The organism is Terrabacter sp. AAH1, from assembly GCF_054456855.1.
On the sequence record NZ_JBTJJV010000004.1, the window covers coordinates 181,468 to 195,499 of the forward strand.

At 71.2% G+C, this 14,032-nt stretch carries 12 protein-coding genes; 6 read left to right on the forward strand and 6 right to left on the reverse strand.

What is annotated here, in order from left to right; translation table 11 throughout:
* Positions 1-25 precede the first annotated feature (25 nt).
* The 6 genes from whiA (at position 26) to ACXR8F_RS08860 (ending at position 5,090) form a co-directional block, all read left to right on the forward strand.
* On the forward strand, positions 26-1,006 hold the full coding sequence (gene whiA / locus ACXR8F_RS08835; RefSeq protein WP_045192354.1) for a DNA-binding protein WhiA: 981 nt from the start codon (positions 26-28) through the stop codon (positions 1,004-1,006).
* A gap of 199 nt (positions 1,007-1,205) precedes the next feature.
* Positions 1,206-2,210 carry a type I glyceraldehyde-3-phosphate dehydrogenase gene (gap, locus tag ACXR8F_RS08840; protein WP_045192355.1) on the forward strand — a complete coding sequence of 335 codons (1,005 nt, stop codon included), beginning with the start codon at positions 1,206-1,208 and terminating at the stop codon, positions 2,208-2,210.
* Between the two features lie 97 nt (positions 2,211-2,307).
* Positions 2,308-3,516, forward strand: coding sequence for a phosphoglycerate kinase (locus ACXR8F_RS08845; protein ID WP_458799798.1), 1,209 nt, complete (start codon positions 2,308-2,310; stop codon positions 3,514-3,516).
* Entirely contained in the window at positions 3,516-4,334 is an 819-nt protein-coding gene (tpiA, locus tag ACXR8F_RS08850) for a triose-phosphate isomerase (protein ID WP_458799799.1), read from the forward strand. Before ACXR8F_RS08845 ends, tpiA begins: the two co-directional genes overlap by 1 nt.
* A gap of 146 nt (positions 4,335-4,480) precedes the next feature.
* Positions 4,481-4,726: a preprotein translocase subunit SecG gene (secG, locus tag ACXR8F_RS08855; protein WP_045192358.1), complete on the forward strand. Its 246-nt coding sequence runs from the start codon at positions 4,481-4,483 to the stop codon at positions 4,724-4,726.
* Positions 4,727-4,739: 13 nt separating this feature from the next.
* The gene (locus ACXR8F_RS08860) at positions 4,740-5,090 is read left to right on the forward strand and encodes an RNA polymerase-binding protein RbpA (protein ID WP_082081065.1); all 351 of its coding nucleotides are present in this window, start codon (positions 4,740-4,742) and stop codon (positions 5,088-5,090) included.
* 95 nt (positions 5,091-5,185) lie between these two features.
* Here the strand turns inward: ACXR8F_RS08860 and pgl are convergent, their stop codons facing one another.
* From pgl to tkt, 6 genes are read right to left on the reverse strand one after another with little or no spacing between them, the layout of a single operon-like run.
* Complete coding sequence (gene pgl, locus ACXR8F_RS08865) at positions 5,186-5,920, reverse strand: 6-phosphogluconolactonase (RefSeq protein ID WP_045192361.1); 735 nt, start codon at positions 5,918-5,920, stop codon at positions 5,186-5,188.
* Positions 5,917-7,317, reverse strand: coding sequence for a glucose-6-phosphate dehydrogenase assembly protein OpcA (opcA, locus tag ACXR8F_RS08870; RefSeq protein WP_458799800.1), 1,401 nt, complete (start codon positions 7,315-7,317; stop codon positions 5,917-5,919). The genes pgl and opcA overlap by 4 nt, the downstream gene beginning before the upstream one ends.
* A complete protein-coding gene (gene zwf / locus ACXR8F_RS08875; RefSeq protein WP_045192363.1) occupies positions 7,314-8,855 on the reverse strand; it encodes a glucose-6-phosphate dehydrogenase in 1,542 nt (513 codons plus the stop codon). Before zwf ends, opcA begins: the two co-directional genes overlap by 4 nt.
* Complete coding sequence (locus ACXR8F_RS08880; protein ID WP_045192364.1) at positions 8,852-10,495, reverse strand: glucose-6-phosphate isomerase; 1,644 nt, start codon at positions 10,493-10,495, stop codon at positions 8,852-8,854. Before ACXR8F_RS08880 ends, zwf begins: the two co-directional genes overlap by 4 nt.
* Positions 10,492-11,604, reverse strand: coding sequence for a transaldolase (gene tal / locus ACXR8F_RS08885; protein ID WP_045192365.1), 1,113 nt, complete (start codon positions 11,602-11,604; stop codon positions 10,492-10,494). The genes ACXR8F_RS08880 and tal overlap by 4 nt, the downstream gene beginning before the upstream one ends.
* A 2-nt stretch (positions 11,605-11,606) precedes the next feature.
* Positions 11,607-13,961, reverse strand: coding sequence for a transketolase (tkt, locus tag ACXR8F_RS08890; RefSeq protein ID WP_458799801.1), 2,355 nt, complete (start codon positions 13,959-13,961; stop codon positions 11,607-11,609).
* Positions 13,962-14,032 lie beyond the last annotated feature (71 nt).

Below are 14,032 nucleotides of genomic sequence, written 5' to 3' on the forward strand. Positions count from 1 at the left end.
CGATCAGGATGGCAGGATGTCGCCCATGGCCATGACAGCGAAGGTGAAGGACGAGCTCTCACGCCTCGAGGTGACCAAGCCCTGCTGTCGCAAGGCCGAGGTGTCCACGATGCTCAGGTTCGCCGGGGGACTGCACATCATCGGTGGGCAGATCGTCGTCGAGGCCGAGCTCGACACCGCCAACGCCGCCCGGCGCCTGCGCCGCAACATCACCGAGGTCTACGGCCACAAGAGCGACGTCCTCGTGCTCGCCGCCGGCGGCCTGCGCCGCGGCTCGCGCTACGTCGTGCGCGTCGTCGAGGAGGGGGCGACGCTCGCCCGCCAGACCGGGCTCATCGACACCCGCGGGCGCCCCGTCCGCGGTCTGCCGCCCAAGGTCGTCAGCGCCGCCACGTGCGACTCCGAGGCCGCGTGGCGCGGCGCCTTCCTCGCCCACGGCTCCCTCACCGAGCCGGGCCGCTCATCGGCGCTCGAGGTCACCTGCCCCGGACCCGAGGCCGCCCTCGCCCTCGTCGGCGCGGCCCGGCGCCTCGGCATCCAGGCGAAGGCGCGCGAGGTGCGCGGTGTCGACCGCGTCGTCATCCGTGACGGCGACGCCATCGGCGCGATGCTCACCCGGCTCGGTGCCCACGACGCCGTGCTGGCGTGGGAGGAGCGCCGGATGCGCCGCGAGGTGCGGGCCACCGCCAACCGTCTCGCGAACTTCGACGACGCCAACCTGCGCCGCTCGGCCCGCGCCGCCGTCGCGGCCGGAGCCCGCGTCGAGCGCGCCATGGAGCTGCTCGGTGAGGACATCCCCGACCACCTCCGTGAGGCCGGCGTGCTCCGTCTCGAGCACAAGCAGGCGAGCCTCGAGGAGCTGGGCCAGCTGGCCAAGCCGCCGATGACGAAGGACGCCGTGGCCGGGCGCATCCGCCGCCTGCTCGCGATGGCCGACAAGCGGGCCGAGGAGCTCGGGGTGCCCGGCACCGACGCCAACCTCACCCCCGACATGCTCGACAGCTGACCCTCCGTCGACCCCCTTGCCCGGCCGTACGCGTACGTCGGGTGGTGCGGGACGCGCTGAGCGGGTGCTCACCAAGCCCTGAGACTGCCGGTTCGGCCCCTGAGCCGACGCACTAGGGTGGGTGTGATCGAGGTCGCAGCGTGGCGGCCCAAGGTCTGGCACATCGTCCGACACAGTCTTACCGAAGAGGTGCACAGCAGTGACCGTTCGCGTTGGTATCAACGGCTTTGGCCGCATCGGCCGCAACTTCTTCCGCGCCATCGTGGCGTCCGGAGCCGACATCGAGGTCGTGGCAACCAACGACCTCATGGACAACAAGACCCTCGCCCACCTGCTCAAGTACGACTCGATCCTGGGTCGCTTCCCGGGCGAGGTCACCTACGACGACACCTCGCTCACGGTCGACGGCAAGTCGATCCGCGTGTTCGAGGAGCGCGACCCGTCCAAGATCGACTGGGCCGGGGTCGGCGCCGACATCGTCGTCGAGTCCACCGGGTTCTTCACCGACGCGACGGCCGCCAAGGCGCACGTCGACGGCGGTGCCAAGAAGGTCATCATCTCGGCCCCGGCCAAGAACGAGGACATCACGATCGTCATGGGGGTCAACGACGACGCGTACGACGCCTCGAAGCACACGATCATCTCCAACGCCTCGTGCACGACGAACTGCCTCGGCCCGATGGCCAAGGTGCTCAACGACGAGTTCGGCATCGTCAAGGGCCTCATGACGACGATCCACGCGTACACGCAGGACCAGAACCTGCAAGACGCGCCGCACAAGGACCTCCGGCGCGCCCGCGCCGCCGCGCTCAACATCGTCCCGACCTCGACCGGTGCCGCCAAGGCCATCGGCCTCGTGCTGCCCGAGCTCAAGGGCAAGCTCGACGGCTACGCCCTCCGCGTCCCGGTGCCCACCGGTTCGGCCACCGACCTCACGTTCGAGGCCGGCCGCGAGACCACCGTCGAGGAGGTCAACGCCGCGGTCAAGGCCGCTGCCGAGGGCCCGCTCAAGGGCGTGCTCGTCTACACCGAGGACCAGATCGTCTCGAAGGACATCGAGACCGACCCCGCCTCGTGCATCTTCGACGCCGGCCTGACCAAGGTCATCGGCAACCAGGTCAAGGTCGTCGGCTGGTACGACAACGAGTGGGGCTACTCCAACCGCCTCGTCGACCTCGTCGCGCTCGTCGGCCAGTCGCTCTGAGCCCACTCGGCCACCGCCCCCGGACCCTGCGTGGTCCCGTGGGGGGGTGGCCGCACCGTTGCCCGGCTGATCCCCACCACCAGAAGAGGCATCCCGCGTGAAGACCACCAGCGACCTCGGCGACCTGCGCGGCAAGCGCGTCCTCGTCCGGTCCGACCTCAACGTCCCGCTCGACGGCTCGACCATCACCGACGACGGCCGCATCCGCGCCTCCGCGCCCACGATCAAGGGCCTGGCCGACGCCGGCGCCCGGGTCATCGTGTGCGCCCACCTCGGCCGCCCCAAGGGCGCCCCCGAGGCCAGGTACTCCCTCGCGCCCGTCGCGAAGCGCCTCGGCGAGGTGCTCGGCAGCGACGTCGTCTTCGCCGACGACACCGTCGGTGACGACGCCAAGGCCAAGGCCGCAGCCCTCGAGGACGGCCAGGTGCTGCTCCTCGAGAACCTCCGCTTCAACGCCGGCGAGACCGCCAAGACGGACGACGAGCGCGCTGGGTTCGCGGGCGAGCTCGCTTCTCTCGCAGACGTCTTCGTCTCCGACGGCTTCGGCGTCGTGCACCGCAAGCAGGCCTCCGTCTACGACGTCGCACGCCTGCTGCCGCACGCCACGGGCGACCTCGTCTCCACCGAGGTCGACGTGCTGCGCCGCCTCACGAAGGACCCCGAGCGCCCGTATGCCGTCGTGCTCGGTGGCGCGAAGGTGTCCGACAAGCTCGGTGTCATCGGCAACCTGCTCGGCACCGCCGACCGCCTCCTCATCGGTGGCGGCATGGTCTTCACCTTCCTCGCGGCGCAGGGCCTCGAGGTCGGCAAGAGCCTGCTCGAGGCCGACCAGGTCGACACGGTCAAGGGCTACCTCGACCGCGCCGAGAAGGAGGGCGTCGAGATCGTCCTGCCCGTCGACGTCGTCGCCGCCGACGCGTTCAGCGCCGACGCCGCCCACGACGTCGTCGCGGCCGACGCGATCCCGGCCGACCGGATGGGGCTCGACATCGGCCCCGAGTCGAGCCGCCTCTTCGCCGAGAAGCTCTCCGACTGCCGCACCGTGTTCTGGAACGGTCCGATGGGCGCCTTCGAGATGGCACCCTTCGCCGACGGCACCAAGGCCCTCGCGCAGGCCCTCGTCGACATCACCGGCAAGGGCGCGCTGACCGTCGTCGGTGGCGGTGACTCCGCCGCCGCCGTGCGCCAGCTCGGCTTCGAGGACTCCGACTTCGGCCACATCTCCACCGGTGGCGGCGCCAGCCTCGAGTACCTCGAGGGCAAGGAGCTGCCCGGACTCACCGTTCTCGAGGAGGACGACGCCTGATGGCGAAGAACGACAAGACCGCCCCCGTGGGCCGCGTCCCGCTCATGGCGGGCAACTGGAAGATGAACCTCGACCACCTCCAGGCGACGCACCTCGTGCAGAAGCTCGACTGGACGCTGCGCGACGCGAAGCACGACCACTCGGCCGTGGAGGTCGCCGTGCTCCCGCCGTTCACCGACCTCCGTTCGGTGCAGACCCTCGTCGAGGGCGACAAGCTCGACCTGCGCTACGGCGCGCAGGACCTCTCGCCGCACACCTCCGGCGCCTACACGGGCGACATCTCCGGCGCCTTCCTCGCCAAGCTCGGCTGCACGTACGTCGCCATCGGGCACAGCGAGCGGCGCGAGGGCCACGGCGAGACCGACGAGGTCGTCAACGCCAAGGTCAAGGCCGCGTACCTCCATGGGCTCACCCCGATCCTGTGCTGCGGCGAGGCCCTCGACGTGCGCAGGGAGGGCCGCCAGGTCGAGCACGTCGTCGCCCAGCTGCGCGCCGACCTCGACGGCGTCACCAAGGAGCAGGCCGCCAGCATCGTCATCGCCTACGAGCCCATCTGGGCCATCGGCACCGGCGAGGTCGCGACCCCCGACGACGCCCAGGAGGTGTGCGCGGCCATCCGCACGCTGCTCGCCGAGCTCTACAGCGGCGACGTCGCCGACGGCGTACGCGTGCTCTACGGCGGCAGCGTCAAGGCCGGCAACGTCGCGGCGATCATGGCCCAGGAGGACGTCGACGGCGCGCTCGTCGGAGGCGCGTCCATCGACCCGGCCGAGTTCGCGTCGATCTGTCGCTACCGCGACCACCTGACGACCACCTGACCACCGCCTGACGACGCCGCGTCGACGACCGGGCCCGTTCGGCCGATGGGGGCTCGGGCAGGTATCCTTGCCCGAGCCCCGAAAGACCGGGGGAGCGGCCCACCGGCTGACAAACCCCCGAGATCCCGACGATTTGGAGTGACCCCGTGGATGCGGTTCGCATCGTGCTTCAGGTCCTGCTGGTGCTGTCCAGCCTGGTCCTGACCCTGTTCATCCTGCTGCACAAGGGCAAGGGTGGCGGCCTGTCCGACATGTTCGGCGGGGGCATGTCCACGTCCCTCGGCGGCTCGTCCGTCGCAGAGCGCAACCTCGACCGCTTCACCGTGGCCGTGGCTGCTGTCTGGGCGGCATCCATCATCGGGCTGGGCCTGCTGGCCCGCTTCGCGAGCTGAGAGGACGACAGAGATGGCCAGCGGAAACGCCATTCGTGGAAGCCGGGTCGGCGCCGGCCCGATGGGCGAGGCCGAGCGCGGCGACGCCGCTCCTCGCGTCCACATCTCCTACTGGTGCTCCAACGGGCACGAGACGCGTCCGAGCTTCGCCGAGGAGCCCGGCATGGTGCTGCCCGAGACGTGGGACTGCCCGCGGTGCGGCTTCCCGGCCGGCCAGGACAAGGAGAACCCTCCGGCCCCGCCGAAGGTCGAGCCCTACAAGACGCATCTCGCCTACGTGAAGGAGCGCCGCAGCGACGCCGACGGCGCCGCCATCCTCGACGAGGCCCTGAGCACGCTGCGCGAGCGAGGCCTCATCCAGTGACCTGAGCGTCGCGCCCTCCCGGGCGCCACGCAGCACAGTGCCCGCTCGACGAGAAACACCGTCGAGTGGGCACTGTGCTTTCGGGTGAGGCCGGATCAGCCGAGGCCGGACGCGGCGTCGGCGTCGACGAGCCAGAGCGTGGCGTCGGTGCCGCGCACGCCCGCGGCCGGCAGGTCCCAACGGTCGGCGCCGGGCGCGAGGGCGGCAGCCACCGCCTCGGCCTTGTCGGCGCCCGACACGAGGAACCAGACCTCGTGGCTGCGCTCGAAGCACTCGAACGTCAGGCTCACGCGGTCGGGTGGCGGCTTGGGGGAGTCGTGCACCGCGACGGCGATCGCGTCGGTGATCCTCTGCGCCGGGTGGTGCGGGAAGAGCGAGGCGATGTGCCCGTCGGGACCGACGCCGAAGAGCGCCACGTCCCAGGCCTTCTGGCCGTGCTCGCGGATGGTCTGGGCGTATGCCGTCGCACTGGCCTCGGCGTCTGCGGACGCCTCGGGACCGGCCACCCGGTGCACCTTCGCCGGGTCGAGCCCCAGCGCCGAGAGACCGGCCTCATCGTTCTGGGTGTCGTTGCGGTCGGCATCGCCCGCGGGCAGGTAGCGCTCGTCGCCCCACCACACGCGTACGCGGGACCAGTCGACGGCGGAGCGGCCGGGCACCGTGGTCAGAGACGCGATGATGGCCGAGCCCATCGACCCGCCGGTGAGCGCGAGCTGCGCCTCGGGCCGGCGGGTCTGGGCGTCGATGATCGCGGTCACGAGGCGCGCCGCCGCAGCGTCGGCGAGCGACGCCTTGTCGGGGTGCACGACGACGCGCGGCTCGGCCGTCACGATCCGGCCTCGCGCGCGCTTGCGCGTTTCGTGGCAGCCGCCTTGCGCGTGGTCGACGACCCGGCGGCCGTCCTGCTCGCCGCGGACGCGCGCGTCGACGACGCCCTCGTCGTCCTCCCGGAACCTGCCTTCTTCGCAGCGGACTTCTTCGCGGCGGCCTTCTTCGCAACGGCCTTCTTCGGAGCCGCCTTTCGAGTGCCGGCGGTCGTGGCGGTGCCACCCGCGGCAGAGCTCGCCTGGGCCGCCTTCTTGCGGTCCTTCGCGGCCTGCTTCTCACGCGGCGTCCGCTTGCCGGCCAGCTTGCGCACGGTGGCTGCGCGGACCTCGGCGGTCTCGGCGTGCTCGGGCGGCGCCGAAGCCGTGATCATCGCGCTGGCCTCCTGCGCAGACTCGTCGCGGCTCAGGCGCGCTGCGAGGCGCCGGGACTCGGCAGGGTCGGGGGCCTTGCCGGCCTTGGCTGCTGCGGCAGCGGTGAGGCGCACCGGCTGCAGAGCGCCGAGGCCGTGCAACAGCGCGTCCTCGTACGCGTCGTCCGGGTCGAGGCGGCGCAGCTCGTCCGCCAGGCACTCCGGGAGCTCGCGTCGTGGCAGGCTGATCCGCCGGTCGGGCTGGCCGGTCTGCGACAGGGTCGCCACGGAGTCGCCGGGGCGGACCAGGTCGATGGGCCCGCTCTTGCGCTCGAGGCGCACGGCCGCGATCCCCGAGCCACGCGGCGTGGAGACGCGGTGAACCGGCACCCTGAGGCGCCGCGAGAGCCAGGCGGCGAGCAGGTCGGACGACGGGGAGTCGGGGGCTCCGCTGACGACCGCACCGGTGATCGGCTCGTACGGTGGCTGGTCGAGGGCCGCGGCCAGCAGGCCACGCCAACGCGTGATGCGGGTCCACGCGAGGTCGGTGTCGCCGGGCGCGTACGTCGCCGCACGCTTCTTGAGCATGAGCCGGGGGTTGCGGTGCTCGGCGACGTCGGTGATGCGCCGCTGGGCCATCGCACCGATGGGATCCTTGGCGACGTCGGCCGGGGCCTCGCCCGGCCACCAGGCGACGATGGGGGAGTCGGGCAGCAGCAGAGGGACCACGACGCTGGGGCCGTGGTTGGCGAGGGCGCCGTAGAGCCGCAGCACGACGATCTCGCTCGCGCCGGCGTCGCCGCCGAGCCGGATCTGGGCATCGAGGCGGTTCTTGCCGCGGCGGTCGCCGGCGATGACGACGATGATGCGGCAGGGGTGCTGGCGGCTCGCCTGGTTGGCGACCTCGATGGCGTTCTGCGCGTCGGTGTCCTCGACGACGACGACGAGCGTCAGGACGCGCCCCAGGGCCAGCGCGCCCACCTCGTTGCGCAGACGCACCAGGGTCTTGCTGATGCCGGTGGTGGTGGTGTCGGTCAGGTCGCGGATCACGGCATCCTCCACGTACGTCCGTCGCGTTCGAGCATGCGGTCGGCCGAGGGGGGACCCCACGTGCCGGCCGGGTAGGCCTCCGGCTTGCCGGACTTGGCCCAGTGCCTCATGAGGGGGTCGAGGATGCGCCAGGACGACTCGACCTCCTCGTGCCGGGGGAAGAGCGGTGGGTCGCCCAGCAGCACGTCGAGGATGAGGCGTTCGTAGGCCTCGGGCGACGCCTCGGTGAACGACGAGCCGTAGCCGAAGTCCATCGTCACGTCACGGACCTCCATCTGGGCGCCCGGCACCTTGGAGCCGAAACGCAGGGTGATGCCCTCGTCCGGCTGGACGCGGATGACGATCGCGTTCTGGCCGAGCTCCTCCGTCGCGGTGTGCTCGAACGGCAGGTGAGGGGCCTTCTTGAAGATCACGGCGATCTCGGTGACTCGCTTGCCGAGGCGTTTGCCGGTGCGCAGGTAGAAGGGGACACCCGCCCACCGGCGGGTGTCGACCTCGAGGGTGACGGCGGCGAAGGTCTCCGTCACCGACTTCGGGTCGACGCCGTCCTCCTCGAGGTAGCCGACGACCTCCTCCGCACCCTGCCAGCCACGCGCGTACTGTCCGCGGGCGGCGCCGTTCTCGAGGTCCGCAGGGAGGCGCACCGCCGAGAGCACCTTCTCCTTCTCGGCGCGAAGGTCCTTGGCGTCGAACGAGACCGGCTCCTCCATAGCCGTCAGGGCCAGCAGCTGGAGCAGGTGGTTCTGGATGACGTCGCGAGCGGCACCGATGCCGTCGTAGTAGCCGGCCCGGCCGGCGATGCCGATGTCCTCGGCCATCGTGATCTGCACGTGGTCGACGTAGTTCGCGTTCCACACCGGCTCGAAGAGCTGGTTCGCGAAGCGCAGCGCCAGCAGGTTCTGCACCGTCTCCTTGCCGAGGTAGTGGTCGATGCGGAAGACCGAGTCCGGCGGGAAGACGCCCTCGACGATCTCGTTGAGCTCCTGCGCGCTCTTGAGGTCGTGGCCGAACGGCTTCTCGATGATGACGCGTCGCCAGCTGTCGCCCTCGGCCTTCGTCAGCCCGCACCGTTCGAGCTGCTCGCAGACCGTCGCGAAGAAGCCGGGCGGGATCGAGAGGTAGAAGGCGTGGTTGCCGCCGGTGCCGCGGTCGGCGTCGAGCTCGGCGACGGTCTTGGCGAGCAGGTCGAACGCCGCCGGGTCGTCGAACGTGCCGGGCACGAAGCGGAAGCCCTCCGAGAGGTTGCGCCAGACGTCCTCGCTGAAGGGCGTTCGCGCGTGCTGCTTCACGGCGTCGTGGACGACCTGGCCGAAGTCCTGGGTGGCCCAGTCGCGGCGGGCGAAGCCGACCAGCGAGAAGCCCGGCGGGAGCAGCCCACGGTTGGCGAGGTCGTAGATCGCCGGCATGAGCTTCTTGCGGGCGAGGTCGCCGGTGACCCCGAACAGCACGAGACCGCACGGTCCCGCGATGCGGGGGATGCGCTTGTCCTCGGCCGTGCGCAGCGGGTTGTTGCCGTGCGAGATGCGCGCCGGACTCATGCACGCCCTCCTGCGAGGAGCACCTCGCGCAGCTGTGCCAGCCCGGTGTCGTGGTCGGTGAGGTGGAGTTGCAGGACCGGGCGACCGTGGTCGGCGAGAACCGCTGCGTCGCCGCCGGCCTGCGAGGCGATGAAGTCGCCGAAGGTGAAGTCGCGTCCGGGGATCGCGAGGTCCTCCTTGGGCGCGGTCGTCACCTGCAGGTAGACCCCGACACCCGGACCACCCTTGTGGAACTGGCCGGTCGAGTGGAGGAAGCGAGGCCCCCAGCCGAACGTGACCGGACGCTCGGTGCGACGCGCCAGCGGCACGCGGCACTCGGCCAGGTCGGCGTCGGCGAGGCGGTCGAGGTAGGCCATGACCGCCACGTAGCCCCGGGAGCCGTCGAGCTGCGCGAAGAGCGCGTCGAGGGCCGCCGGGACCGTCCGGGCGTCGCCGAGCCACGAGCCGTCGCCGCCGAGCGCGCGGATCTCGATCGCGCCGTCGGTGGCAGCCGGCGCGGCCGCGGAACCCGTGCCCTGGTCGAGCAGCTCTCGCGCGGCCTTCTTGGCGCTCTCGACGTCGGGCTGGTCGAACGGGTTGATGCCGAGCAGGCGTCCGGCCACGGCCGTCGCGACCTCCCAGAGGAGCAGCTGGGCCCCGAGGGCGCCGCCTACGCGTACCTCTGAGGCGGCGTCGGCTGACGGGGCGTCGTCGTCGGTGTCGGAGCCGACGAGACGCGCGACGGTGATGTCGTCCGCGGGCCACGTCACCTCCGGGTCCTCGTCGCCGCCGACGACCACAGGCAGCACGCCGGTGCCGTTCTTGCCCGTGGACTCGGCGATGAGCTGCTCGGCCCAGTCGGCGAACCCGACGATGCCGGAGCCGTCGTCGACGAGGACGAGCTTGTCGCGGAGCGGGTCGGTGCCACCCATCGCGGCACCGAGGCGCAGCCCCGGGTTGGCGTCGTCGTCGGCGGCGAGGAGGTCGGCCACCGACTCGGCCTCGTCGAGCAGGGCCTCGATGTCAACGCCGGCGAGACCGCTCGGCACCAGACCGAAGGCCGTGAGCGCGGAGTAGCGCCCGCCGACGTTCGGGTCGGCGTTGACGACGCGGTAGCCCTTGTCACGGGACTCCTTGTCGAGCGGGCTGCCCGGGTCGGTGACGACGACGATGCGCGACGCGGGGTCGATGCCCGCGTCGGTGAACGCCTGCTCGTACGCGCGTCGCTGCGAGTCGGTCTCGACCGTCGACCCCGACTTGCTCGACACCACGACGACGGTGCGCTCGAGGGCGTCACCCAGCGCCCGGCGTACGTAGTCGGGGTCGGAGGAGTCGAGGATGACGATCGGCTTGCCCGCGGTCGCGCAGATGACCTCCGGGGCCAGCGACGACCCGCCCATGCCACAGAGCACGACGTGGTCGAGACCGTGCTCGGCGAACGAGTCGCGCATCGCCGCGACCTCGCCGACGAGCGGACGGGACGAGCGCGGAAGACCCACCCACGACAGGCGGATCCGCGACTCCGGCTCGGCCTCGGGGCCCCACAGCGTGGCGTCCTGCGCGAAGAGCTTGCTCGCGACGGAGTCCTCCACGAGGGTCGGCACGTGCCGCCCGATGGCGTCCGCCGCTGCCCCTGACGCGCTGACGGACAGCGAGCTCATGCGGTCACCTTCTCCATCTCTGCCGTGACGCCGTCGAGGAGCTCGCCCCAGGCCTTCTCGAACTTGTCGACGCCCTCGACCTCGAGCAGCTCGACGACCTCGTTGTAGGAGACGCCGACGTTCTCGAGGTCGTCGAGCAGCTTGCTCGCCTCGGCGTAGCCGCCGGTGACCGTGTCGCCCGTGACCTCGCCGTGGTCGGCGGTGGCCTCGAGCGTCTTCTCCGGCATCGTGTTGACGACGCCCGGCGCGACGAGCTCGGTGACGTAAAGGGTGTCGGGGTAGGCGGGGTCCTTGACGCCCGTCGACGCCCACAGCGGGCGCTGCGGGTTGGCGCCGTCGTCGGCCAGCGACTTCCAGCGCGGGGTCGAGAAGACCTCCTCGTAGGCCTGGTAGGCCAGACGCGCGTTGGCGACGCCGGCCTTGCCCTTGAGGGCCTTGGCCTCGTCGGTGCCGATGGCGTCGAGACGCTTGTCGATCTCGGTGTCGACGCGGGAGACGAAGAACGAGGCGACCGAGTGGATCTTGGACAGGTCGTGGCCGTTCGCCTGCGCCTTCTCGAGCCCCTCGAGATAGGCGTTCATGACGGCGCGGTAGCGCTCGAGCGAGAAGATCAGGGTGACGTTGACGCTGATGCCCTCGGCGATCGTGGCCGTGATGGCCGGCAGGCCCGCCTTCGTGGCGGGGATCTTGATGAGGACGTTCGGGCGGTCGACGGCGGCATACATCTGCTTGGCCTGCTCGACGGTCTTGTCGGTGTCATGGGCCAGGCGCGGGTCGACCTCGATGGAGGCACGGCCGTCGACACCCTTGCTCGACTCGTAGATCGGCAGGAACAGGTCGCAGGCCTCGCGCACGTCGGCGGTGGTCAGCTCGAAGACGACGTGCTCGACGTCGTTGCCGTCCTTGGTGAGCCGGGCGAGGTCGTCGTTGTAGCGGTCGCCCTTCGACATGGCCGCCTGGAAGATCGACGGGTTCGAGGTGAGTCCGACGACGTTGCGCTCCTCGATGAGGTCGGAGATCTTGCCGGTCTCGAGGAGGTCGCGCGAGAGGTCGTCGAGCCAGATCGAGACTCCGGCGTCGGAGAGGGCCTTGGTGTTCGGGTTGGTCATGTTCACTTCCCCTTGCTGGTGGCGGATGCGGCAGCCTTCTTCGCTGCCGGGGTGCCGAGCTCGGCACCCATGACATCGGTGGCGGCGCTCTGGGCGGCGCGGGCCGGGTTGGTCTCGGTGACGCCGGGAGCGCTGGTGGCAGCGGCCTTCGCGGCCTTGACGGAGTCCTTGGCCGCCTTGACGACGGCCTCGGCCGTGAGGCCGAACTCGCGGTAGAGCGTCTGGAAGTCGGCGGAGGCGCCGAAGTGCTCGATGCTCACGACGCGGCCGGCGTCGCCGACGATGTCGTGCCAGCCCATGGAGACACCGGCCTCGACGCTGACGCGGGCGCGCACCGACGGCGGCAGCACCTTGTCCTGGTAGGAGCGCGACTGCTTCTCGAACCACTCGCGGCACGGCATCGAGACGACCCGCGCCGAGATCTTCGACTTCTCGAGCTTCTCGGCGGCCTGCACGGCGAGCTGCACCTCGGAGCCGGTGGCGACGATGACGACGTCGGGGTCACCGGCGCGGGACTCCTCGACGAGCACGTAGGCGCCCTTGGCGACGCCGCTCACCTTGCCGTAGGTCGAGCGGTCCCAGGTGGGCACCGGCTGGCGCGTCAGGCAGAGGGCGGCCGGACAGTCGGTGCGGGTGAGGATCTGCGCCCAGGCGGCTGCTGTCTCGTTGGCGTCGGCGGGCCGGACGACGTCGAGCCCAGGGATGGCGCGCAGGGCGGCGAGGTGCTCGATCGGCTGGTGGGTCGGGCCGTCCTCGCCGAGGCCGATGGAGTCGTGGGTCCACACGTAGGTGACGGGCGCCTGCTGGATCGCGGCGAGGCGCACCGCCGGACGCATGTAGTCGGAGAAGACGAGGAAGGTGCCGCCGTAGGGGCGGGTCAGGCCCTCGAGCGCGATCCCGTTGAGGATCATGCCCATTCCGTTCTCACGGATGCCGAAGTGCAGGGTGCGGCCGTAGGGGCCGCCCTTCCACTCGCGGGTCTGCTTGCCGCTGGGGATGAACGACGGCTGACCCTCCATCGTCGTGTTGTTCGACTCGGCGAGGTCGGCCGAGCCGCCCCACAGCTCGGGCATGACGTCGGCGAGGGCGCTCAGCACCTTGCCCGACGCGGCGCGGGTCGCGATGCCCTTGGCGTCGGCGGGGAAGGTCGGCAGGGCCTTGGCGAGGCCGGCGGGCGCCTTGCCGGAGACGACGCGGTCGAGCAGCTCGGCGCGGTCGGGGTTGGCCTTGCGCCACGCCTTGTACGCCTTGTCCCACTCGCGGTGGGCGGCCTTGCCACGCTTGACGACGTGGCGGGCGTGCTTGAGCACGGCCGGCTCGACGACGAAGCTCTTCTTGGGGTCGAAGCCGAGCAGCTCCTTGGTCGCGCCGATCTCGGCGTCACCGAGGGCCGAGCCGTGCGACTTGCCGGTGTTCTGCTTCGTGGGGGCGGGCCACGCGATGATCGTGTGGAGCACGACGAGGGTCGGCTTGTCGGTCACCTTCTCGCCGCTCTTGATCGCGGCGAGAAGGGCGTCGACGTCCTCGACGTAGGTGGCGCCGTCGGCGTCCTTGCGCCAGTCGACCTCGACGACGTGCCAGCCATACGCCTCGAAGCGGGCGGCGACGTCCTCGCTGAACGCGATGTCGGTGTCGTCCTCGATGGAGATCTGGTTGGCGTCGTAGACGACCGTGAGGTTGCCGAGCTCCTGGTGGCCGGCGAGGGCGCACGCCTCGTGCGAGACGCCCTCCTGCATGTCGCCGTCGGAGGCGATGACGTAGACGTTGTGGTCGAACGGGCTGGTGCCGGCCTTGGCGTCGGGGTCGAAGAGCCCGCGCTGGCGGCGCTGCGCCATGGCCATGCCCACGGCCGACGCGAGACCCGAGCCCAGCGGACCGGTCGTGATCTCGACACCGGGGGTGTGGTGGACCTCGGGGTGGCCCGGGGTGAGCGAGCCCCACGTGCGCAGCGACTTGAGGTCGTCGAGCGAGAGGCCGTAGCCCGAGAGGTAGAGCTGGATGTACTGCGTGAGGCTCGAGTGGCCGCACGAGAGCACGAAGCGGTCGCGGCCGAGCCATGTCGGGTCGGACGGGTCGTGCGTCATGACGTTCTGGTAGAGCAGGTACGCGAGCGGGGCCAGCGACATGGCCGTGCCGGGGTGGCCGTTGCCGACCTTCTGCACCGCGTCCGCGGCCAGCAGGCGGGTCGTGTCGACGGCGCGGACGTCGAGGTCGCTCCACCCGGCCTTCTTCGCGGCGGGCAGCGGGAGCCCCGGGTCACGCTGTGCCAGCACGCCCTTCGCCTTCGTCGTCCGCGTGCTGCTGGATCGGGTGGGCTTCTTCGCCTTGGTGGCGGTGCTGGATGCAGCGGTGGGCACGGAACGGGTCTCCTTCGGGAAAACGTGGATCGCGTACGGTCCCGAGCCTAGTCCGTGCGTTGTGAGCGACG

Coding starts and splice junctions, on each gene's coding strand:
- zwf (WP_045192363.1), bottom strand. CDS start 8,855: ATGAGTCCGGCGCGCATCTCGCACGGCAACAACCCGCTGCGCACGGCC.
- ACXR8F_RS08860 (WP_082081065.1), top strand. CDS start 4,740: ATGGCCAGCGGAAACGCCATTCGTGGAAGCCGGGTCGGCGCCGGCCCG.
- tpiA (WP_458799799.1), top strand. CDS start 3,516: ATGGCGAAGAACGACAAGACCGCCCCCGTGGGCCGCGTCCCGCTCATG.
- tal (WP_045192365.1), bottom strand. CDS start 11,604: ATGACCAACCCGAACACCAAGGCCCTCTCCGACGCCGGAGTCTCGATC.
- whiA (WP_045192354.1), top strand. CDS start 26: ATGGCCATGACAGCGAAGGTGAAGGACGAGCTCTCACGCCTCGAGGTG.
- ACXR8F_RS08880 (WP_045192364.1), bottom strand. CDS start 10,495: ATGAGCTCGCTGTCCGTCAGCGCGTCAGGGGCAGCGGCGGACGCCATC.